We start from the raw sequence: 21,042 nt of genomic DNA on the forward strand, positions 1-21,042 counted from the left end.
GCGCCTCAGGCCACGACCCTGGCCCCGCGGCCGTCGAGGCGCTGGCGTTCATTCGCCAGATAGTCGGCGATCGCATCGGCCGGCATGGGTTTTGCGAAGTAGTAGCCCTGGATGAAATCGCACCCGAGCCGGCGCAGGCTGTCGAGCTGGGCGCGGGTCTCGACGCCCTCGACGACGCAGGCGATCTCCATGTCGTCGCAGAGGCCCGCAAGCGATTTGACGATCTTGTGGCTCACCGGATTCTCGTTGATCTCGGCGACGAAGCTGCGGTCGACCTTGATCTTGTCCAGCGGCAACCGGTGCACGTGGCTCAGTGACGAATAGCCGGTGCCGAAATCGTCCAGCGAAATGCCGCAACCCATCGCCTTCAGCGTGGCGATCGACTGCTGCGCGCGGACGAAATCGAAGGTGACGGCAGTCTCGGTGATCTCGAAGTCAATCCGGCGGGCCGACAGACCGCTTTTCTCGATGATCGAGATCAGCGGCAATATGCCCTCGGCGGCACAGATGTCGTGAGCGGACAGGTTGAACGACAGGCGGAGGTCGTCGGGCCAGGTTTTGGCCGTGGCGAGGGCGCGCGCCAGCAGCGCCTGCGTCAAAGGACGGATCAGGCCGATGCGCTCGGCGGCGGGAATGAAGTCGGCCGGAGAGACCCAGCCCAGACGGGGGCTGTGCCAGCGCGCTAGGGTCTCGAAACCCGCGGTGTGCTCGCTCATGGCATCGACGATTGGCTGGAAAACCAGCTCCATCTCGGTGCCGAAATCGGAGGTGCGCAACAGGTTCTCGATGACGCCGCGGCTGCGGATCTCGGCCTCGAGCTCGCTGGAGAAGATCACGGTGCGGCCGCGCAGATGGCGCTTGGCGTGGTAGAGCGCGTAGTCGGCACATTCATAGAGCACCTCCGACGTCGTCGCGGAGTCCGGGAACGATGCGAAACCGATCGAGCAGGACAAGCCCGTATGGGCGGTGTCGAGCTGGTACGGCAGCTTGACCTGACTACCGATGCGTTCGCCGAGCCGCGTCAGGTCCGCGTCCTCGGGGTCGCCGCATACGACGAGGCCGAACTCGTCGCCGCCGAGCCGGGCGAATTCCACGCGCTGCGGGCCAAAGCCCTCGCAGACCTCGCGGATGCGCCGGCCCGCCTCGATCAGGACGCGGTCGCCGACCGAGTGGCCGTAATTGTCGTTGATCGGCTTGAAGCCGTCGAGGTCGATGATCCCGACCGCGACGCGAACGTGCCTGCGCTCGGCGTCGGCAAAGGCGCTCGACAGCTCGGCGAAGAAGCGGCGGCGGTTCGGCAGCTCGGTGAGGGAATCGAGATTGGCGAGGCGGAAGTTCTCGTCAGAGAGCGCCTGCGTTGCCGCCTGTTGTGCGAGCAGCGACTTGCGGCTGGCGACGAGATCGGCGAAATCGCGGTAATAGATGAACAGCACCGTCACCATCGCGCCGGAAACCAGGAGGTTGTTGACGGCGATCGCCTTCAGCGTCGGCTCGCCCGTGGCGAAGAAGAACAGCACATAGGGCACGTCGACGATCAGCGTCACGATCAGCGCCGCCGAGCGCAGATGCATCAGCGAAAAGATGCAGCCGATCACCGTGACCGCCATGTAGAAGGCGACCTGGCTCTTGGCGAAGGGATCGCCGTAGGGATAGAGCGCGAAGGACCAGGCGGTGAAGCCGGCGCCGATCGGCAGGGTCAGCCAGTTGGTGGCGCGCAGATTGCGCAGGATGTCGGCGTCGCTGCGCACCAGGTGACGCTGGCGCAGCCACCAATAGGTCCGCAAGCCTGCGAGCACGGTCAGCACGCCAGGCACGATCATCGTCAGCCAGTCCGGCGCCACGTTCACATAGGTGTAGGCCACCGCGATCGTGTTGCTCATGAGGATGAAGTAGAGCAGCGGGACCTGCTTGGAGAAGGCGCCGAACTGCGCGCGCATCAGATCCGGATTGTCGGCCGGAACGCGAAACAGCCGGATTGCGGCGGCGAGAAGAGACTTCAAATCGGCAACAGGCATTGAAAATACGAGCCCCGGCTACCCTGAAAACGTCGGCGATGTTGCATGACGGGGGTAAAGGGCGCGTTAGATCGATACGCAGCGACAGCCGGATCAGGCCGGACGCCACAATATCTCTTCCGTTCGTGGGCGCCGGTGAGGCCGCGTTAACGATAAGGGGCCGAAGAAAGCAGGCGCATCGGCTGCACCGTCCGGCAAAGCTGGGGCTACGTTCTGCTAACCATGCGGGCCGGCGCAACGGCATGCCCCACCTCTCCTCGTCGGGGAGAATGACCTGAGCTCTCGTTACGTATCGTTCACCAAGACGCGTTTCGCTTTAGCGCCCGATCGTCACGCCGGCGGTCGAGCGCATGGCGCCTCTCAGGCTGGTCGCGTTCATGTCGTCGAGCACCTGTCGCGTCAGCACGGTGGTCTGGCCCGGCATGTCGAGGATCGCCTCGCCGCGCGAGGACGAGAGCCGATCGGCCTTGTAGGACGCGGCTGGATCGGTGACGGGAACGGTCGCAGGCGGGTGGCGGGATCGTTTGCCCGTGGCAAAGGCCGGCTGCAAGACGCAGAAGGCGGCGATCACGACCAGAAGCAACGAGCTTGCGCGCACAGGCGATCTCCCCTGTCGGAATATCAGCCTAGCACGTCGCGGCGTTCGTTGCAGGGGAAGGGATCAGGCCAGAGCGGCCTGGCGCTCCCGCGCCGGTTCGCGAACTCGCTCGAGTTTCGCAGGCTCGGCGAGCCGCGTGAAACTGCGCTGGCTCGCCTGCGCGGGGGCCTCGACGATGACGCCCTCGCAGACGATCTGTCCGCCGAGCATCATGAATTCCAGCTTGTCATAGCGCGGCATCGTCTCGCCGGGGGCGGGCGGCAGCAGCCCGACGCATCCCTGGATGTTCAGCGTGGCTTCGCCGGTGCCGTGAAGTCGCGGATTCCACATCCTGATCCCGCTTTCCGCCCAGCGCTGCCTGATCAGCGCGGTGCGATCGGCAGGTTCAGCGGCTCTCGCGCGAACTATCGGCGCGCTCCGCCTTTCCGGAGCAGGCGAGACGAGCGCCGGAGCCTGCGCGACCTCGGTGGCGACGTTGGCCGTATCGGCGGGGCCGTGCTCTGCGACCACCGCCGCGACGGGCGCAACACCATCCGCAACTGCCGGCTCGATGGCCCCCGCATCGTCCGGCGAGGGACCGCTGTCGAAATCAGTCTCGGAGGCAGGCTGTGCCAGAACTTCGGCATCGGCAGACGTGACGCACGGCGCGTCTACCGTCGGCTCAACGTCCACGATGACATCAGAGGCGCGAGCGTCGTCCACAACAAGGGCAGCGGCATCAAGCGGATCACGCTCGGCGTCGCCGGGCGATGACGTCTCCACCGTGACGACGGCCTCGGCCGCGACCGGGAGTGGATCGTTGCCGATGGCTGGCTCGGGAGCATCTTCCGTTGCCGTTTCGATCGCGGCGGCCGAAGCCTCCTCTTCGACGACCGGCCCGATGTCGGGCGGCGTCTGCCGGGAGGAATCGTCGCCGGCGCCGGCCTCGGTTGGCGCGGCCGGCGGGCTCTCCGCGATGACGGAGATCGCGGCATCATCCTGGGCGGAGGGAGCCGCGGCCTCGCTCTCGGCCTCGCCGAGCCCCGAAGCCGTGCCGATTTCGGCGCCTTGAGTCGAAGCGGCTTCCGCGACGTCTTGAGCCGCGACGCCTTGGACGGCGACGTCTTGGACCGCGATGTCTTGGACGATGTCTTGGGCGATGACGGGCGAGACGTCTGCTGCGGCCGGTGTGGCATCAATGCTGCCGCCGTGCTGCACGGGCCGAAGCCTGGTGAACGCCCATTTCACCGCAGGGATACGGCGCAGCAACGATATCAGTCTCGAAAGCACTAGGCGTTGTCCAAGAGATACTCGGCGTGAGGCAATCGCTGATTCGCCAGCAATATGAAAAACTGCCCCGGCCGTCACACCTCTGTCAATCTAGGTGAGATCAATTGCAGAACATCAGATACGTTCGTCGGGTGCGGGTGGGCGACCCGATGAAGTGTCAGCCATCACCGAGAGACTGTGATCGCCGTGAAGCCCGAGCGTGATTGGGCCGCCGCCCAACTTGACGCGACCACAATAGAGCCGCGCCGAGTTGAGCACGCTCCTTCGAAGGCGAAGGAGAGGGAAGCGGGATTTTTCGATCTTCCGACTATTTGCCGGCGCCCGCGCTGCCGCCGGCCTGGCTGCCCGTGTTGTTGGTGTTGGCGCCGCCGGCCGATGGTTGCTGCGCACCCTTGCCGTCGCTGGCCTCGTTCTGCATGTTCGACGAACGTCCGGTCGTCATGCCCTTGGTGGCGGGGCCGCGCGACGAGGGGCCGACGTCGACCTGGCCGGAGGCGCCCGGGGCGGGTTGTGTCTGGGCGACGGCGCTACCGGTCGCCAGCGCCATGATGCATGCCGATGCCAAGATGAGCTTCTTCATTGGATTCTCCTTGACTTTACATCCCAGACAATCCGCCTGCGCAAGCGACGTTCCTGCCGAATTGTGGCCATCGCTTCAACCCTGAGCGGTTGAACGTCGGGGGTTCCCGTCAACGTCCCAAGCGGCTATTGAGGGACCGTCATCGCATATTGGAAACGACGCATGAGGAAGATTGCCACCCTTGGAGCGGTTCTGCTCTGGTCCACGATCGCGTTCGCGCAGGATCGCACCATCACGGTCGCTTCGACCACCTCGACGGAACAATCAGGCCTGTTCGGCCATCTGCTGCCGCTGTTCGAGAAGGCCGAAGGCATCAGGGTGAAGGTCGTCGCCGTCGGCACCGGCCAGGCGCTGGATATCGGCCGGCGTGGCGATGCCGACGTCGTGTTCGTCCATGACAGGCCCGCCGAAGACAAGTTCATGTCGGAAGGGCAGGGCGTGAAGCGCTTCGACGTCATGTACAACGACTTCGTCGTGGTCGGGCCCAAAAGCGACCCGGCGCGGATATCGGGCAGCAAGGATGTGGTCGAGGCGCTGCGCAAGATCGCGACCGCGAAGGCGCCGTTCATCTCGCGCGGCGACAAGTCCGGCACGCATGCGGCCGAGCTGAGGCTGTGGAAAGAGGCAGGCGTCGACCTCGGTGCCGGCAAGGACAGCTGGTACCGGGAGATCGGCCAGGGCATGGGCCCGGCGCTGAACATGGCCTCGTCCTCAAATGCCTATCTGCTGTCGGACCGCGGCACCTGGCTTTCGTTCAAGAACCGCGGCGAGCTCGCCATCCTGACCGAGGGCGACAAGCGGCTCTTCAACCAGTACGGCGTCATGCTGGTGAATCCCGAGAAGCACCCGAACGTGAAGGCGAAGGATGGACAGGCCTTCATCGACTGGCTCGTCTCGTCGAAGGGGCAGGAAGCGATTGCCGGCTACAAGGTTGGCGGCGAGCCGCTATTTTTCCCCAACGCGGCCCACTAGCAGGAATGCGACGGTCGACACCGCCACGCTGAGCGCGAGCAGGATCAGTCCGAGTCCGAGCGCCAGCGGCAGGTCGCCCTTGCTGGTCTCTAGCGCGATCGCGGTCGTCATCGTGCGCGTGAAGCCGCGGATGTTGCCGCCGACGATGATGATGGCGCCGACCTCGGCGATGGCGCGCCCGAACGCCGCGAGAAAGGCCGTCAGCAGCGAGGTCCGGCCGAGCGCGAACAGGAGCGCCATGCTGCGCAGGGCCGACAATCCATCGATCCGCGCCAGGTCGCCATACTCCGCCCACAGCAGGCTCGCGGGCCGATGCACCAGGGCGACCACGATCGGAGCGGCCAGCAGCGTCTGCGCAACCACCATGGCAGCCGGGGTGAACAGCAAGCCCGCCGCCCCGAGCGGACCGGACCGCGACAGCAGGAGATAGAGCGCGAGCCCGACCACGACCGGCGGAAGGCCGAGCAGCGCATTGGTCAGTACGATGATCACCTGACGCCCGCGGAAACGGGTGATCGCAAGCAGGGCTCCCAACGGTGCGCCGATCAGGAGCGCGACGATGCTGGCGGTCAGGCTGACCCGCACCGACAATGCGACGATGCCGAGCAGCTCGGCGTCAGCCTCGGCGATCAGGGTGAGGGCGGAGCCGATAGATCGTGCAAAGTCGTTCATCCGGCCTCAGGCAACTCCGTTCCGCGGGGCTCCCGCTACGTGCCTTCTCGCCGTTGCGGCTGCCATAATCAAGACCCGGACTGGGCTGCCGCGGGAGGGCTTGGAGGCCGCAAACCGGCCTCGGGGCGCCCGAGGCCGGTGCTTTAAGCCCGACAGGCGCTTTATTCCGTCCATGAATGCTTTAAGGGAGGGGCAGGATCGGGTCGCAGCCGTCTTGCGGCGGTGCTAGACCTGATGCGGAAACAATGGCCGTGCCATGCTGGCATCGGCTGCAGGATGAGAAGGATGTGAGGCAATGATCCAGACCGTTGGCATCATCGGGGCAGGGACCATGGGCAATGGCATCGCGCAGGTCTGCGCGGCGGCCGGGCTCTCGGTCGTGATGGTCGACATTTCCGATGCGGCCGTGAACCGCGGGCTTTCAACCGTCGGCGGCAGCCTCGAGCGCCTGGTCAAGAAGGAGAAGATGTCGGCGGCCGATCGCGACGCCGCGCTCAAGCGCATCACCGGCACCACCGACCGGGCGAAGCTGTCGGATTGCGACCTGGTCATCGAGGCCGCGACCGAGAACGAGGAGCTCAAGGTCAAGATCCTGAAGGACCTCTGCGCCAGCTTGTCGCCGCGCACGCTGGTCGCGACCAACACCTCGTCGATCTCGATCACCAAGCTCGCCGCCGCAACCGACCGTCCCGATCGCTTCATCGGCATGCACTTCTTCAATCCGGTTCCGGTGATGGCCCTGCTGGAACTGATCCGCGGCCTGCAGACCTCCGACGAGACCCATGCCAAGGCGCTCGATTTCGCCAAACGGGTCGGCAAGGTGGCGATCACCGCCAAGAACAGCCCGGGTTTTGCCGTCAATCGCATCCTGTGCCCGATGATCAACGAAGCGATCTTCGCGCTCCAGGAAGGCATCGCGACCGCGGAAGAGATCGACGCCGGCATGAAGCTCGGCTGCAACCATCCGATCGGACCGCTGGCTCTGGCCGATCTGGTCGGGCTCGACACCATGCTTTCGGTGATGGAGGTCTTTTACAAGGGCTTCAACGATCCTAAATATCGGCCAGCGCCGCTGCTGAAGGAAATGGTCGATGCCGGCCATCTCGGCCGCAAGACCGGGCAGGGCTTTTACACCTACAGCGCCTGATCAGGGCGGCCGGCGGCGGGCCTTTCGCGCTCGCCGCCGGATCCCGCACTTTGCGCCGCGACAAAGACGCCGCGCGCAACTGGCCCGACAATGTCGGACGGCCCGCGGGAACAACGGAACGGACACAGAGGATATGTCGGATCGACTGAAGGCCGAGCGCGAGGCGGCGGCCGCACGGCGGAGCCTGTTGACGCAGGATGCGATCGAGCGCACCGGGATCACCGATGAGATGATCGGGGAGCTTGTCACCCGCTTCTACGGACGGGTGCGCGAAGATGCCAAGCTTGGTCCGGTGTTTGCGGTCGTGCAGAACTGGGACGAGCATCTCGCCAAGCTCAGGGATTTCTGGTCCTCGGTCGTGCTGATGAGCGGCCGCTATCACGGCTCGCCGATGCGGGCACATTTGCCGCTCAGCCTGGCTGGCGACCATTTCGACCGCTGGCTCGATCTGTTCGAGCAGACCGCGCGCGAGGTCTGCCCGCCGCCGGCGGCCAATCTGTTCATCGACAAGGCGCGTCGCATCGCCGACAGTTTCGAAATGGCGTCGGCAACCGTTGCCGGTTCGATCGCCGCACCGCGCCACGTGCTCAGGCCCTGACGACCACCGGCTGCCTGCAATACATGCAGATGCGTCACGCTGCGTTTGCGCAGCGCCACGAATAGCGCGCTGCACCAATTCCGACATCATCGGTCTGATCTGCAAAATCATCATGCCGATCGCGCGGCGCGACGTTGAAATCGCGAAAACGCGTTTGAATGCATTCAGTCTTGCTCAATCAACGCGAGCAAAGCCATATTGATGCACTGCGGCGCCAATTCTTCGCCTTGTTTTCGGCAGAGTTCCAGCGCCTGCTTATGAACATGTCCCGCGCATCGTTCACAACCAATTCCTCATCGTCCGAAAGCTCCTGGGAACCCGACGCCGAGGCCTATGCCGAGCAGACGCGGCGAACGGTGCTGCTTGGTGCGCTCGCCACCACCGCTTGTCTCGGTTGCTCCGCGCATGCGCGCGCGAATGAGGATCCGCCCGGGTCTGACGAACGGCCCCAGAAAGGCGATGTGTTCGTCTTCTCCGAAGGCGACAAGGAGGGAAAGCTGATCAGCGCGGCCGACCTGCCGGCCGGCGGACCGCCGGTGCACGCCTGGCCGAAGGATCCCAAGACATCGGTGGTGCGCAGCGGCTCGCGGCTCAACGAGATCCTGATCATCCGGCTCGATCCGGCCGAGCTCGACGAGAAGGCCCGCGCTCGCGCCGTCGATGGCATCCTCGCTTATTCGGCGATCTGCTCGCATGCCGGCTGTCCCGTCACCGCCTGGGTGAAGAGCGATGTCGGCGACAAGGAGGTGTTCAAGTGCATGTGTCACAACTCCGAATACGATCCTCGTGCGGGCGCACAGGTCGTGTTCGGACCGGCGCCGCGACGGCTCGCGGCGCTGCCGCTCGCGCTCGCTGACGGCTCGCTCAGCGTTGCCGGCAACTTCATCGGAAAGGTAGGTGGCGCGCAGCCAGGATGAACGGACGGTGCGGGCCGCGCCCGCGTCACGAGAGGCCGTATCCGCCGGTGGGCGGACGGCGGGACGAACGACAAGAATTCACAACAAGAATTCAAACGGATGAAAAAGGGGAACGTCCATGAGAACGTCCAGAAAAGCGTCCATGACCAGGAAGCAATGGTTGCTGTCCGGCTTCGTCGCCTTCACCTGTCTCGCTTCGACCGCCGCCATGTCCGGTCCGATCGAGAACTACGCACCGGTCACCGCGCAGCGGTTGGAGAATCCGGAGCCAAGCAACTGGATGCTCTATCGGCGCACCTATGACGGGCACGGCTACAGCCCGCTCGACCAGATCAACACCTCCAACGTGAAGAATCTGACGCCGGTCTGGACCTTTGCCACCGGCGTCGTCGAAGGCCACGAGGCCCCGCCGATCGTCAACAACGGCGTGATGTTCGTGGCAACCCCGATGGGGCAGGTGATCGCGCTGAATGCCAAGACCGGCGATGAATACTGGCGTTACAAGCGGCAGCTCCCTGACGACCTGTTCCAGCTGCATCCGACCAGCCGCGGCGTCGGCCTCTGGGAGGACAAGCTCTACCTCGCCACCACGGACGATCACGTCGTCGCGCTCGATGCCAAGACCGGCAAGGTGGTGTGGGACACCAAGGTGCAGGACTACAAGAAGGGCCAGTACATGACCCTGATGCCGCTGATCGTCGACGGCAAGGTCATCGTCGGCGGCTCCGGCGGCGAGTTCGGCGTGCGCGGCTATGTCGCCGCCTATGACGCCAAGGACGGCAAGGAGCTGTGGCGGACCTACACCATTCCGGGCGAAGGCGAGCCGGGCCATGACACCTGGCAGGGCGACGACTGGAAGAACGGCGGCGGCTCGGCCTGGATGACCGGCAATTACGACAAGGAGACCAAGACGATCTATTGGGGCGTCGGCAACGCCGCGCCGTGGCCCGGCGACAGCCATCCCGGCGACAATCTCTACACCTCCTCGGTGCTCGCGCTCGATCCCAACACCGGCAAGATCAAGACCTACCACCAGTATCACCAGAACGATTCCTGGGACTGGGACGAGGTCGAGGCGCCGATGCTGATCGACCTGCAACGCGACGGTCGCAACATCAAGAGCCTGGTCCATCCGGGCCGTGACGCGATCTTCTGGGTGCTCGAGCGCACGCCGACCAAGATCAACTATGTCGCCGGCTGGCCGTTCGTCTCCACCGACGTCTGGAAGGGCATCGAACCCGAGAGCGGCAAGCCAATCGTCGACCCCGCGCACAAGCCGGTGATCGGCAAGCGGGTCGAGTTCTGTCCGTCGCTGTGGGGCGGCAAGGACTGGCCGTCGGCGGCCTACAGCCAGAGGACCGGCCTCGTCTACGTGCCCGCCAACGAGAATTTCTGCGGCGGGTTCACCGGCGAGAAGGTCGCGCTCAAGCCGGGCGAGCTCTGGCTCGGCACTAAGCCGGAGGACATCGGCCTGAAGGCGAAGCCGGGTGCGGATCATTTCGGCGAGCTGCAGGCCTGGGATCCCGCCACGGGCAAGAAGGTGTGGCAGCACAACTTCGCGAAATCGCATCTGTTCGGCTCGGTCACGGCGACCGCGGGCGATCTCATCTTCGTCGGCGGCACCAACGACCGCAACTTCCGCGCCTTCAACGCCAAGACCGGCGAGCTGCTGTGGGAGCAGAAGACCAACTCCGGCATCATGGGCATGCCGGTGTCCTATGAGATCGACGGCACCCAATATATCGCGATCCAGTCAGGATGGGGCGTGGACGCGCAACGCATCCAGGATGCGCTGGTGACCAACAACATCGGCATCGAGGCCAATGTGCCGCAAGGCGGGGTCATCTGGGTGTTCGCACTGAAGAAATAGCTCCGCGGGCGGATCGAAGACAGCGGAGCAGCCGGGGGGTGGGAATGCGGCGGACGGCAACGTCCGCCGCATTTTTGTTTGTGCGCTGGGATTGCTCGCGGGCCGCATACTCGTCATGCCAGGGCTTGTCCCGCCTGCGCGTCCGACGCCGCTCCGGCGCGGCGAAGGCCCGGGCATCTACGTCGTGCCGCGGCAAAGGCCGTGGATGGCCGGGATAAACCCGGCCGTGCCGGCATGAGGTCGCAAAAGTCTACTTCCCCTCGCGCTCGACCTTGTCCTTCTCCTTCTGGTTCATCTCACGAACCTTCGGATCGGGATTATGCTGGCCGGTGGTCTGGGTGGTCGAGGCGGGCGGGGCGTTGGCGTTGGGCAGCGAGTTCTGGTCCGGGGTGCCGGGACGCGTGGCCGTGGTCGGCGGGGCGGTATTGCTCTGGGCAAATGCGCCTGCGGCCGTCAAAAGAAAGGCGCTCGACAGCGACACTGCGAGCGCCTTTGAGAGGTTGGTCATCGATCTGCTCCTGTCAGATCGATGGAAACGGCGCGAGGCCGCTTCTGTTCCGTCTTACGCCTCCAGCTGCTTGCCGATCGGCAGGCTCCGGATACGTTTTCCCGTCGCAGCGAAGATCGCGTTGATCAGTGCCGGCGCGAAGGGCGGGACACCGGGCTCGCCGACACCGCTCGGCGGCGTGTCGGGTCCGGGCGGCACGATGTAGACGTTGGTCACCGCAGGGGACTCGTCCATCCTGATGACCTGGAAGTCATCAAAATTCTTCTGCTGGACCTTGCCGTCCTTGAAGCTGATCTCGCCGTATTTGGCGAGGCTCAGCCCCATGATCGCAGCGCCCTCGATCTGCGAGGCGATGCGTTCGGGGTTGACATAGGTGCCGCAATCGATCGCGGTGTCGACCCTTGGCACCGTCAGCTTGCCCTTGTCGTCGACGGCGACCTCGACGATGGTCGCGATGTAGCTGACGAAGCTGCGGTGCGCAGCAATGCCGAGACCGTGGCCCTTCGGCACCTGACGGCCCCATCCGCCCTTCTCGGCGACCAGCTCGACCACCTTGCGCAAGCGCGCGGTGTCGATCGGGTAGCTGTCCTGGGGCTCGCCATAGTTCCAGAGGTCCTTCACGTTGGGCTTGACGATGCGGGGCGAGCCGATCAGCTCGAGCAGCATGTCTTTCTGGTCGCGGCCGGTCGCCTGCGCGATTTCGCCGACCATCGACTGCACCGCGAAGGCGCGCGGGATGTTCGAGACCGAGCGGAACCAGCCGACGCGGGTATGCGCGGCGGCTTCCGGATTCTCGCAGGAGATGTTGGCGATCTCGAACGGCATGTCGACGAGGCCCATGCCGATTTCAAACGGCGCCTGATGCACCGTTCCGGCGGCAAAGGTCGAGGCGATGCTGGGAGCCACGCTGCGATGGCGCCATGCGATCACCTTGCCGTTCTTGTCGAGGCCGGCCTCGATCCGCTCGGCCGAGACCGTGTGCAGGAAGCCGTTACGAATGTCGTCCTCCCGCGTCCACTGCACCTTCACGGGGGCACCGAGTTCCTTGGACAGCAGGGCGGCCTCGAGCGCGAAGTCGCATTTCGACTTGCGGCCGAACCCGCCGCCGAGCAGGGTCACGTTGACGGTGACATTGCCTTCGGGAATGCCGAGCGTCTTGGCGACGTCCTCGCGGGTGCCGCCCGGGCTCTGCACCGGCGCCCAGATCTCGGCCTTGTCGCCCTTGATGTCGGCGACCGCGACCGGCGGCTCCATGGCGACATGGGCCAGATGCGGGAGGTAGTACTCGCCGACGATGACCTTGTCCGCGCCTTTCAAGGCCGCCTCCGCATCGCCCTCCTTGCGCACGACGAGACCCGGCTTGCGCGAGGCCTCCTCGAGCTCCTTGCGATAGGCGACCGAGTCGTACCTGGCGTTGGCGCCGTCGTCCCAGGTCAGCTTCAATGCGTCGCGGCCCTTGATGGCCGCGCCGGTGTTGCGCGCGATCACGGCGACGCCCCCGAGCGGCTGGAACTTCGACGGCCACGGCCAGCCTTGAACCTTCATCACCTTCTCGACGCCGGGGACCTTCAGCGCCGCCTCCGGATCGAACGAGACGAGCTTGCCGCCGGTCACCGGCGGGCGTGCGATCACGGCATATTTCATGCCCGGCAGCCGCACGTCGGCGCCGTAACGCGCTTTGCCGGTGGTGATGTCGTGCAGATCGACGATGCCGATCTGGCCCTTGGTGAGATAGCGGAAGTCCTTGGGGTCCTTCAGCTTGAGGCCTTCGATTGCAGGCACCGATTCCTTGGCGGCGTCGGCTGCGAGCTCGCCGAAGCCGAGCTTGCGGCCGCTGGCGCTGTGCACGACCTCGTGATTGACCGCCTTGACCTCAGTCGCCGGCACGCCCCAGCGCTTGGCCGCAGCCTGCTCCAGCATGGTGCGGGCCGAGGCGCCGATCTGGCGCATCGGGATCAGATAGTGCCGCGTGCTGCGTGAGCCGTCGGTATCCTGGTTGCCGAACTTCACCTCGTCGCCATGGGCCTGCTGCACCTTGACCCTGGACCAGTCGGCTTCCATCTCCTCGGCCACGATCAGCGGCAGGCTTGTGCGCACGCCGGTGCCCATTTCCGATCGGTGCCCGACGATGGTGACGATGCCGTCCGGGGCGACTGAGACGAAGATTCTCGGATCGACCACGACGCCGTGCGGCATCTTGCCGGCACCGGTCTCATAGGCAAGCGCCTGGCGCGACATCACGGGGGCGGCGAGCACGAAACCGCCGGTGATGCCGAGCCCCTTCAGGATGCTGCGGCGCGAGACCTTCTCGACCTTGATGTTCTTTTCGAAGCCACGGAGCTTGCCGGGATTGTCGATGAAATTCATGTCACACTCCCGTCGATGCGAGATGGACCGCGTTCTCGATGCGCTGGTAGCAGCCGCAGCGGCAGATGTTGCCGGACATCGCCTCGCGGATCTGGTCATGCGAGGGCTTCGGATTGTCCATCAGAAGCGCGGCGGCCTGCATGATCTGCCCGGTCTGGCAGAAGCCGCATTGCGGCACGTTGACCTGGCGCCAGGCCTTTTGCACCGGATGATCGCCGTTCGGATGCAGCCCCTCGATCGTCGTGACCTCGCGTCCGGCAACGTCGTTGACCGACGTGATGCAGGCGCGCACCGCTTCCTTGTCGACGATGACGGTGCAGGAGCCGCACAGAGCCTGCCCGCAACCGAACTTGGTGCCGGTCAGCCCAACCTCGTCACGCAGGAACCAGAGTAGCGGGAGATCCGGGTCGCCGTCCCAGCTCTGTTCCTGTCCGTTGATCTTCACTTTGATCATGGTCATCCCTCGCTCTTCGTAAGCATGCCAAATTCAAAACTCGCCGACGCCGGTCGGCGCAATGCCAGTTGCGTCGCATCCCGGCCCACGATCCCGCACGGGCAGATCCCGGCAGGGGGCAGGAATACGAATCTCGATGTCCGGATGTGTTCGATACCTCCCGTTTGTTCTTAATTGATTGTATTTCGCGCGGCATCGTGACGGCGCGATCGTAGCAAAGATCGCGCCTGCCCGGCATTCACAGCCGGGTGTTCTCACCGGGAAAAGATTGCATCGATGATTTGTCAAAAGCAGGGCGCATCAGCGCGCCGCGTGCACGTCGCGTTCGCAAACGCGGAGCGCGACGAAAAAGGCTTCGTCCGCCAGCAAGACTGCACGGACGAAGCAGGATGCCTCAGTCGAGGGAGGGAGAAACGCAGGCGCCGGGACTTCAAGATGGAGGTCGGCGGCGCTGCGCAGTCATTCAGAGACCAGGACTGAGGGAGCTCATCACCCTCGTAGACGCGCGAGTTGCAGAGGCGGCGGCATCGCCGCGATCGTCCCGGGCGAGCCCGTCCGATTCACTGGCTCCGGTCGGGGCCATCGAGCGGACGGGGTTCGGCGAACGTCTAAAGCGCGGTGCGATTAGGATGAATGGTCATCGCGCTTTAGGTCGTTGTTTAAGCATGATCTTTTCGGAAAACCGCTGCGCACTTTTCCGGATCATGCTTTAGCGGCCCTGCTCAGGCGGCTTTGGCTTTGGCGACGTGGGTCGCGATCGCGTCCATCAGCGCCGGTGACAGGCAATCATAGGGCTCGAGCCCGATTTCCTTCAACCGCGCACGAATGCCCGCCATCTGCTCCGGCTTCACGCCCGATTCGATCACGGAGGAGACGAAGGCGGCGAATTGCGGCGCCTGCGAGCCCTGCTCCTGGAACAGCTCGGGATGGATGAAATCGAGACCGTAGAACGGGTGGCCCTTGTTCTCGATGCGGCCGTACATGTGGGTGCCGCAGGCCTTGCACGCGTGGCGCTGGATCACTGCGGAGGGGTCGACGATCTGGAGCTTGTCGCCGTTCTCGAGCACGGTGACGTTCTGGCGCGGCACCACGGCGACGACGGAGAACGTCGCGCCTTGCGGCTTCCAGCACTTGGTGCAGCCGCAGGCATGATTGTGGGCGACGTCGCCCTTGATGCCGACCTTGACCGGATGGTCCTTGCATTTGCAGACGAGCGTGCCGCCGGCAAAGCTGCCGCTGCCCTGTTTGAGGCCGTTGTCGATCGAGGGGTGGAGTGCAACAGTCATGGGTCGATCCTCCTTGGGGTGACGGTTTCGGGCTAGAACACGACGACTGAACGGATGGATTTGCCCTCGTGCATGAGGTCAAAGCCCTTGTTGATCTCCTCGAGCTTGAGCACGTGGGTGATCATCGAATCGATCTGGATCTTTCCGTTCATGTACCAGTCGACGATCTTCGGCACGTCGGTGCGGCCGCGCGCGCCGCCGAACGCCGTGCCGCGCCAGTTGCGTCCGGTGACGAGCTGGAACGGGCGGGTGGCGATCTCCTTGCCGGACTCGGCAACGCCGATGATGATCGATGTGCCCCAGCCGCGATGGCAGGCTTCCAGCGCCTGGCGCATCACCGTGGTGTTGCCGGTGCAATCGAACGTGTAGTCGGCGCCGCCGTCGGTGAGGCCGACGAGATGCTGGACGATGTCGCCGGTGACCTTCTTGGGGTTGACGAATTCGGTCATGCCGAACCTGCGGCCCCAATCCTCCTTGGCGTCGTTGATGTCGACGCCGATGATCTTGTCGGCGCCGGCCATCTTAGCGCCCTGGATCACGTTGAGGCCGATGCCGCCGAGGCCGAACACGACCACGTTGGAGCCCGGCGTGACCTTCGCGGTGTTGACGACGGCGCCGACGCCGGTGGTGACGCCGCAGCCGATGTAGCAGCTCTTGTCGAAGGGGGCGTCCTCGCGGATCTTGGCGACCGCGATCTCCGGCAGCACGGTGAAGTTCGAGAAGGTCGAGCAACCCATGTAGTGGTAGACCGGCTTGCCCTTGTAGGAAAAGCGGCTGGTGCCGTCGGGCATCACGCCCTTGCCTTGCGTCGCGCGAATCGCGGTGCAGAGATTGGTCTTCTGGCTGAGGCAGCTTTTGCACTGCCGGCATTCCGGCGTGTAGAGCGGAATGACGTGGTCGCCCGGCTTCACCGAGGTCACGCCGGGGCCGATCTCGCGGATGATGCCCGCGCCCTCATGCCCCAGGATCGACGGGAAGATTCCCTCGCTGTCGAAGCCGTCGAGCGTATAGGCGTCGGTATGGCAGATGCCCGTCGCCTTGATCTCGACCAGGACTTCGCCGGTCTTCGGGCCTTCCAGGTCGACCTCGACGATCTCGAGCGGTTTCTTGGCTTCGAAAGCGACGGCGGCGCGTGTCTTCATCGGTAGCTCCTCAAATTCTCATAAGACGCCAGTAAGTCGTCTTGGCAGTCCTCGTAGCGTTCACTTCTTGCCCATGCAGGCGTCTTCCGCCTTGGTGTAGGCCTCTGTCTTCTCCTCCTTCTTGGCGGGACGCTGCCGGCCCCATGCTTCGGTGGAGCGGGCGCGGAGATAGACGTAGAGGTCGTCCATGTAGCAGGCGACGTTCGGATTGTCGCCGAAAGCCGGCATGACGTTCTCCTGTGCCGTCGAGATGTTCTTGCGACCGGAGGCGACCACGCCGAGGAAGTCGCCGTAACTCATCGTCTTGACGGAATCCTTGAGCGCCGGCGCGTAGGTGGAGCCCATGCCGTCAGGTCCATGGCAGACGTGGCAGTCGGAGTGATAGCGGCGGTATCCGGAATAGGTGAACCAGTCCACGGTGCCGTCGGCCGAAATCTTGTAGGTCGGTGTTCCCTCTTTATCGAGCCACTTTCCGTCGTCTTCCTTCTTCACGGCGGCTGGATCGACCGGACCGTCCGCGACCGCAATTCCTCCGGACGTAACCAAGATCATCGCAGCAATGACAGAGCAGATTTTACGCAAGAGATTTATCCTCGAAGAAGCCCGGGGGAGACGAGCCGGCGCGTGGAGCTGATCCACGCGCCGGAGCGATGCTGATGGGCCTAGTTCGGCAGCGAGAACACGGTCAGCGTGCCGCCGAGTGCCGTGTAATTGCTGAGGGCCGCGTAGCCGCCGACTGCGCCGAGACCCGCGGTCGGATCGGTCAGACCTGCTGCCAGGCCGATGCCGGCCCAGCCGCCCACGCCGGAGAGCACTGCGACGTACTGCTTGCCGCCATTCTCATAGGTGGTGACGTTGCCGATGATGCCGGAGGGAGTCTTGAACTTGTAGAGCTCCTTGCCGGTCTTGGCGTCGACCGCCTTCAGGTAGCCTTCGAGCGTGCCGTAGAACACCACTCCGCCGGCGGTTGCGAGTGCACCCGACCAGACCGAGAACTGCTCCTTGTTCGACCAGACGATCTTGCCGGTCTTGCCGTCCCAGGCGATGAAGTTGCCCATGTGGGTTTCACCCGGAGGCGGATACATCGAGAGCGTCGCACCCACATAGGGCTGGCCCGCGGTGTAGCTCACCTTGAACGGCTCGTAGTCCATGCAGACGTGGTTGGTCGGAACGTAGAACAGCTGCGTGTCCGGCGAGTAGGCTGCCGGCTGCTCGTCCTTGGTGCCGAGCGCGGCCGGGCAGATGCCCTTCGTGTTCTTGTCCTCTCCGCCCGCTTCCGTCGAATACTGGGTGACCACCTTCGGACGGCCGTAGGTCGGCGAGTTCTTGTCCATGTCGACGCCGGAGGTCCAGTTCACCTTCGGATCGTACTTTTCGGCGACCAGCAGTTCGCCGGTGGCGCGGTCCATGGTGTAGGCGAGGCCGTTGCGGTCGAAATGCGTCAGCAGCTTGCGCGGCTGGCCGTTGATCGACTGATCCGAGAGGATCATCTCGTTGACGCCGTCATAGTCCCATTCGTCATGAGGCGTCATCTGGTAGACCCACTTGGCGAGGCCGGTGTCCGGATTGCGCGCCCAGACCGTCATCGACCATTTGTTGTCGCCGGGACGCTGCTTCGGGTTCCAGGTCGAGGGATTGCCCGAGCCGTAATAGATCAGGTTCAGCTCGGGATCGTAGGAGATCCAGCCCCAGGTGGCGCCGCCGCCGATCTTCCACTGATCGCCTTGCCAGGTCTTGAGGCTCGAGTCCTTGCCGATCGGCTTGCCGAGCGCGGTGGTCTTCTCGGCATCGACCAGAATCTGGTCGTCCGGTCCTTCCGAATATCCGCGCCATGCCTGCTTGCCGGTCTTGATGTCGTAGGCGGTCAGGTGGGCCTGAACGCCGAATTCGCCGCCGGAGATGCCGACCAGCACCTTGTCCTTCACGACCAACGGTGCCGATGTGCCGGTCTCGCCCTTGCCGGGATCGCCGTTCTTGGCGGTCCACGCCACCTGACCCGTCTTGACATCGAGTGCGACGAGGGTGGTGTCGGCCTGATGCAGGAAGATCTTGCCGTCGCCGTAGGCCAGGCCGCGGTTAACCGTGTCGCAGCACATCACGGGGATGACGTTCGGATCCTGCTTCGGCTCGTACTTCCAGACGATCTTGTTCTCCTGCGAAAGGTCAATGGCGTAGACCTTGTTCGGGAACGGGGTGTGGACGTACATCATGTTGCCGATGATCAGCGGGCCGCCTTCGTGGCCGCGCAGCACGCCGGTCGAGAACGTCCAGGCTACCTGGAGCTTGCCTACGTTCTGGGCGTTGATCTGGTTGAGCTTGGAATAGCGGGTATTGGCGTAATCGCCGGCCGGCATCACCCAGTCTTTCGGGTTCTGCGACATCTTGATCAGCTCGTCATTGGCGGACGCGCTCCCGACGGCGAGAGCCGCCGCTGAGCCAAGAAAGGTCGCCAGTAGCACCTTGCGCATAGTCATTCCTCCGTTGGTCTCGTTTATTGTTTCCGAAGCAAAATCGATTCACCGGGCTTCTCGTCCGGCGTCTGCTCGTGCAGGGCGGTCACGATTGGGACCAGAAACGATGCTGTGCTGTTTCCTCCTCCTGATGAGAGCCACGGGTCCACGTGCAGGAGCGGCCCGTTCTTGTTGTTCCTGCCGCAATCCCTAACGACTTCGTCATCGGGAAACTTGCCCAAGAGAGAAGCCGGTTTGCTCGACAGCGCACGGCGGAAAAGAATTTGATTTTGCAGTAGCGAATTCAGCGGCTTCCGCGCGGCTTGGGGCCGCTCTCAACGCTCAGGTTCCCCTTGACGGCGCTGCAACTAAGGCGGAGGATTAACTTTCAAGGGTGGCAATGGAACGATGGCGCTCGTGCCAACAGACCGCTCAAGTTCGAGGTAAACGTCACGCAATCACGGCTGAGGGCTTCAGCAAGCGCTGGTCGCGATTCGCGTCGAATCTCCGGATCAAAACAGTGGCTGGATTGATGTCCGACACCATTCACACGCTCTCGACGACCGGTATGACGCCGAAGCGCCAGATCCAGAGCTGGATCGACGGGCTGACGAGCCTGTGCGGGCATTTCGATGTCGATCCGCTGGAAGCGTCCTCGCTCGAAGGCCGCATCGACTACACGAGCGTCTCGCGCCTGAAGCTCTGCCAGATCGAGGTGAGCCAGCATCGCATCGCGCATACGCTGGCGCGCGCCAAGGCCAATGAGCACCCCTACATCAAGATTCACTTCCAGACCTACGGCGTGTCTTATTTCGAACAGGAAGGCCGCCACATCGAGATCAACCCCGGCGATATCATCGCCTATGACGTCTCCTGCCCGCATTCGATCATCAGCCCGGCCTTCACGCGTCACGACGTGGTGATCGTGCCGAAGGCGCTGCTGCGCGACCGCGGCTTCCCCTCGCAGCGGATGCCGGCCTGCAAGCTGTCGGCGAAGACGGGCACGGGGCGGATCGCGCACGATTTCGTCCATGCGACCTTCGACGAAGCGGCCAAGCTGTCGGCGAACAGCGCGGTCGGCGTCGCCGATTCGCTGATCGACCTGCTGCTGCTGCCGCTGCGCGAAGCCGACACGATGTTCGACCGGGTCGGGCCCGAAGCGATGTATGTGCGCGCGCAGTTCTTCATCCGCGAGCATCTGCGCGATCCGGATCTGTGCATCGACCAGATCTCCGCCGAGCTCGGCTGCTCCAAGCGCTATCTGCACATGCTGTTCTCGGAGCGCGGCACCACGGTGAGCGACTACATCTGGCAGGCGCGGTTGCAGAACTGCCGCCAGGAGCTCGAGGCTCACGCCGGCAAGACCATCACCGACGTCGCGTTCTCCTGGGGCTTCTCCAGCTCATCGCATTTCAGCCGCGTGTTCCGGAAATACTTCGGTGTGGTGCCGTCCTCGATCCACAAGGCGCAGCAGAGCGCGGCGAACTCGAACGAGCACTAAAGCGCGATGCGATTAGGATGAGTCGTCATCGCGCTTTAGGTTGTTGTTTAAGCATGATCCGGAAAACCGCTGCGCACTTTTCCGGATCATGCTTTAGATCAGACGATGCCGAAGCCGCTGCGGCGATCACGTCGCTCGACGGACCAAATGCCGCTCACGCCGACGCGGAAATATAGGGAATGCTGGCCAGGAGAGCGGCAAGCAGCACGGCGTTGCAGAGCATTCCGCTCCAATGCAGCCGGCGCAGCCGAGCCGCGGCACTGGTGTCGCCAGCTTCGCTGGCGCTGAGCTGTTCGTCCATCCGCTGCAAGAACCAGCGGCGCCCGCCGATCGCGAGAGCTGCAAGCAGGCCAACGCCGATCGCGGCGAGCGGGCGACCATCGAGCAGCAAAGCCACCGTCGCGATGAGTCCGGCAACGCGCATCACCAGAAAATGGGCGTTGAACATTCCGCGCAACAGCTGCGCGACGGGCGGGATATCGAGCTTCACCAGCAGGAAGGCGGGCGAGGCAAGCGTGAAATAGCCCATCGGAAAGAGCAGGATGATCATAACAGCGACGGCGACTGCATCCGGTATCATGCGATCGGCCCTTGTTGTCCGCAGAGGCGGGCAATCATAGCGGCAAAATGCGTGTCCGGCACTAGGCTTTGGTCGAAGGCCGGGCCGCGAAAGGGCGACCGGCGCCGGCCGGGAGA

19 protein-coding genes are annotated in these 21,042 nt (G+C 64.2%); 6 read left to right on the forward strand and 13 right to left on the reverse strand.

Annotated features, from left to right (window positions below):
- Positions 1-5: 5 nt before the first annotated feature.
- The 4 genes from E4K64_RS01310 to E4K64_RS01325 form a co-directional block, all read right to left on the reverse strand.
- Positions 6-2,015, reverse strand: a complete 2,010-nt coding sequence (locus E4K64_RS01310; protein ID WP_135161804.1) for a putative bifunctional diguanylate cyclase/phosphodiesterase — start codon at positions 2,013-2,015, stop codon at positions 6-8.
- A 316-nt stretch (positions 2,016-2,331) separates the two neighbouring features.
- Positions 2,332-2,613 carry a Plug domain-containing protein gene (locus E4K64_RS01315; RefSeq protein WP_135161805.1) on the reverse strand — a complete coding sequence of 94 codons (282 nt, stop codon included), beginning with the start codon at positions 2,611-2,613 and terminating at the stop codon, positions 2,332-2,334.
- Between the two features lie 63 nt (positions 2,614-2,676).
- A complete protein-coding gene (locus E4K64_RS01320; RefSeq protein WP_347338618.1) occupies positions 2,677-3,960 on the reverse strand; it encodes a hypothetical protein in 1,284 nt (427 codons plus the stop codon).
- 229 nt (positions 3,961-4,189) lie between these two features.
- A complete protein-coding gene (locus E4K64_RS01325) occupies positions 4,190-4,462 on the reverse strand; it encodes a hypothetical protein (protein WP_135161807.1) in 273 nt (90 codons plus the stop codon).
- A 162-nt stretch (positions 4,463-4,624) separates the two neighbouring features.
- Here E4K64_RS01325 and E4K64_RS01330 point away from each other — a divergent pair, with 162 nt between their 5' ends.
- Positions 4,625-5,434: an ABC transporter substrate-binding protein gene (locus tag E4K64_RS01330; RefSeq protein ID WP_135161808.1), complete on the forward strand. Its 810-nt coding sequence runs from the start codon at positions 4,625-4,627 to the stop codon at positions 5,432-5,434.
- On the opposite strand, the gene E4K64_RS01335 is transcribed toward E4K64_RS01330, so the two are convergent.
- Positions 5,408-6,106, reverse strand: coding sequence for an ABC transporter permease (locus E4K64_RS01335; protein WP_135161809.1), 699 nt, complete (start codon positions 6,104-6,106; stop codon positions 5,408-5,410). The genes E4K64_RS01330 and E4K64_RS01335 overlap by 27 nt on opposite strands.
- Positions 6,107-6,401: 295 nt before the next feature.
- On the opposite strand from E4K64_RS01335, the gene E4K64_RS01340 reads away from it, so the two are divergent.
- The 4 genes from E4K64_RS01340 to E4K64_RS01355 all read left to right on the forward strand — a co-directional run bounded on the left by E4K64_RS01340 (position 6,402) and on the right by E4K64_RS01355 (position 10,638).
- A complete protein-coding gene (locus E4K64_RS01340; RefSeq protein ID WP_135161810.1) occupies positions 6,402-7,253 on the forward strand; it encodes a 3-hydroxybutyryl-CoA dehydrogenase in 852 nt (283 codons plus the stop codon).
- A gap of 133 nt (positions 7,254-7,386) precedes the next feature.
- Positions 7,387-7,851, forward strand: a complete 465-nt coding sequence (locus E4K64_RS01345) for a group III truncated hemoglobin (protein WP_135161811.1) — start codon at positions 7,387-7,389, stop codon at positions 7,849-7,851.
- Positions 7,852-8,114: 263 nt separating this feature from the next.
- Positions 8,115-8,768: a QcrA and Rieske domain-containing protein gene (locus E4K64_RS01350; protein ID WP_135161812.1), complete on the forward strand. Its 654-nt coding sequence runs from the start codon at positions 8,115-8,117 to the stop codon at positions 8,766-8,768.
- A 142-nt stretch (positions 8,769-8,910) separates the two neighbouring features.
- On the forward strand, positions 8,911-10,638 hold the full coding sequence (locus E4K64_RS01355; protein ID WP_135161813.1) for a methanol/ethanol family PQQ-dependent dehydrogenase: 1,728 nt from the start codon (positions 8,911-8,913) through the stop codon (positions 10,636-10,638).
- 250 nt (positions 10,639-10,888) lie between these two features.
- On the opposite strand, the gene E4K64_RS01360 is transcribed toward E4K64_RS01355, so the two are convergent.
- The 7 genes from E4K64_RS01360 to xoxF5 form a co-directional block, all read right to left on the reverse strand.
- Positions 10,889-11,146, reverse strand: a complete 258-nt coding sequence (locus E4K64_RS01360; RefSeq protein WP_135161814.1) for a hypothetical protein — start codon at positions 11,144-11,146, stop codon at positions 10,889-10,891.
- A 54-nt stretch (positions 11,147-11,200) separates the two neighbouring features.
- Positions 11,201-13,513: a xanthine dehydrogenase family protein molybdopterin-binding subunit gene (locus tag E4K64_RS01365; protein WP_135161815.1), complete on the reverse strand. Its 2,313-nt coding sequence runs from the start codon at positions 13,511-13,513 to the stop codon at positions 11,201-11,203.
- A gap of 1 nt (position 13,514) precedes the next feature.
- Positions 13,515-13,967: a (2Fe-2S)-binding protein gene (locus E4K64_RS01370; protein WP_126255883.1), complete on the reverse strand. Its 453-nt coding sequence runs from the start codon at positions 13,965-13,967 to the stop codon at positions 13,515-13,517.
- Positions 13,968-14,689: 722 nt separating this feature from the next.
- Positions 14,690-15,253: an S-(hydroxymethyl)glutathione synthase gene (gene gfa, locus E4K64_RS01380; protein ID WP_135161816.1), complete on the reverse strand. Its 564-nt coding sequence runs from the start codon at positions 15,251-15,253 to the stop codon at positions 14,690-14,692.
- A gap of 32 nt (positions 15,254-15,285) precedes the next feature.
- Entirely contained in the window at positions 15,286-16,395 is a 1,110-nt protein-coding gene (locus E4K64_RS01385; RefSeq protein ID WP_135161817.1) for an S-(hydroxymethyl)glutathione dehydrogenase/class III alcohol dehydrogenase, read from the reverse strand.
- A 60-nt stretch (positions 16,396-16,455) separates the two neighbouring features.
- Positions 16,456-16,947 (reverse strand): c-type cytochrome, methanol metabolism-related, encoded by a 492-nt coding sequence (locus E4K64_RS01390; RefSeq protein ID WP_135162064.1) that lies wholly within the window; start codon positions 16,945-16,947, stop codon positions 16,456-16,458.
- Between the two features lie 110 nt (positions 16,948-17,057).
- Positions 17,058-18,863 carry a lanthanide-dependent methanol dehydrogenase XoxF5 gene (gene xoxF5 / locus E4K64_RS01395; protein WP_135161818.1) on the reverse strand — a complete coding sequence of 602 codons (1,806 nt, stop codon included), beginning with the start codon at positions 18,861-18,863 and terminating at the stop codon, positions 17,058-17,060.
- A gap of 514 nt (positions 18,864-19,377) precedes the next feature.
- Here xoxF5 and E4K64_RS01400 point away from each other — a divergent pair.
- A complete protein-coding gene (locus E4K64_RS01400; RefSeq protein WP_126255566.1) occupies positions 19,378-20,346 on the forward strand; it encodes a helix-turn-helix domain-containing protein in 969 nt (322 codons plus the stop codon).
- Positions 20,347-20,500: 154 nt separating this feature from the next.
- On the opposite strand, the gene E4K64_RS01405 is transcribed toward E4K64_RS01400, so the two are convergent.
- Positions 20,501-20,926: a hypothetical protein gene (locus tag E4K64_RS01405; RefSeq protein WP_135161820.1), complete on the reverse strand. Its 426-nt coding sequence runs from the start codon at positions 20,924-20,926 to the stop codon at positions 20,501-20,503.
- Between the last annotated feature and the right edge of the window lie 116 nt (positions 20,927-21,042).

This window comes from Bradyrhizobium frederickii, from assembly GCF_004570865.1.
GTDB lineage: Bacteria > Pseudomonadota > Alphaproteobacteria > Rhizobiales > Xanthobacteraceae > Bradyrhizobium > Bradyrhizobium frederickii.

Bases quoted from the DNA above. Each gene is read 5' to 3' on its own strand.
- E4K64_RS01310 (WP_135161804.1), bottom strand. From the start codon at position 2,015: ATGCCTGTTGCCGATTTGAAGTCTCTTCTCGCCGCCGCAATCCGGCTG.
- E4K64_RS01325 (WP_135161807.1), bottom strand. From the start codon at position 4,462: ATGAAGAAGCTCATCTTGGCATCGGCATGCATCATGGCGCTGGCGACC.
- E4K64_RS01330 (WP_135161808.1), top strand. From the start codon at position 4,625: ATGAGGAAGATTGCCACCCTTGGAGCGGTTCTGCTCTGGTCCACGATC.
- E4K64_RS01335 (WP_135161809.1), bottom strand. From the start codon at position 6,106: ATGAACGACTTTGCACGATCTATCGGCTCCGCCCTCACCCTGATCGCC.
- E4K64_RS01340 (WP_135161810.1), top strand. From the start codon at position 6,402: ATGATCCAGACCGTTGGCATCATCGGGGCAGGGACCATGGGCAATGGC.
- E4K64_RS01345 (WP_135161811.1), top strand. From the start codon at position 7,387: ATGTCGGATCGACTGAAGGCCGAGCGCGAGGCGGCGGCCGCACGGCGG.
- E4K64_RS01350 (WP_135161812.1), top strand. From the start codon at position 8,115: ATGTCCCGCGCATCGTTCACAACCAATTCCTCATCGTCCGAAAGCTCC.
- E4K64_RS01355 (WP_135161813.1), top strand. From the start codon at position 8,911: ATGACCAGGAAGCAATGGTTGCTGTCCGGCTTCGTCGCCTTCACCTGT.
- E4K64_RS01360 (WP_135161814.1), bottom strand. From the start codon at position 11,146: ATGACCAACCTCTCAAAGGCGCTCGCAGTGTCGCTGTCGAGCGCCTTT.
- E4K64_RS01365 (WP_135161815.1), bottom strand. From the start codon at position 13,513: ATGAATTTCATCGACAATCCCGGCAAGCTCCGTGGCTTCGAAAAGAAC.
- E4K64_RS01370 (WP_126255883.1), bottom strand. From the start codon at position 13,967: ATGATCAAAGTGAAGATCAACGGACAGGAACAGAGCTGGGACGGCGAC.
- gfa (WP_135161816.1), bottom strand. From the start codon at position 15,253: ATGACTGTTGCACTCCACCCCTCGATCGACAACGGCCTCAAACAGGGC.
- E4K64_RS01385 (WP_135161817.1), bottom strand. From the start codon at position 16,395: ATGAAGACACGCGCCGCCGTCGCTTTCGAAGCCAAGAAACCGCTCGAG.
- E4K64_RS01390 (WP_135162064.1), bottom strand. From the start codon at position 16,947: ATGATCTTGGTTACGTCCGGAGGAATTGCGGTCGCGGACGGTCCGGTC.
- xoxF5 (WP_135161818.1), bottom strand. From the start codon at position 18,863: ATGCGCAAGGTGCTACTGGCGACCTTTCTTGGCTCAGCGGCGGCTCTC.
- E4K64_RS01400 (WP_126255566.1), top strand. From the start codon at position 19,378: ATGTCCGACACCATTCACACGCTCTCGACGACCGGTATGACGCCGAAG.
- E4K64_RS01405 (WP_135161820.1), bottom strand. From the start codon at position 20,926: ATGATACCGGATGCAGTCGCCGTCGCTGTTATGATCATCCTGCTCTTT.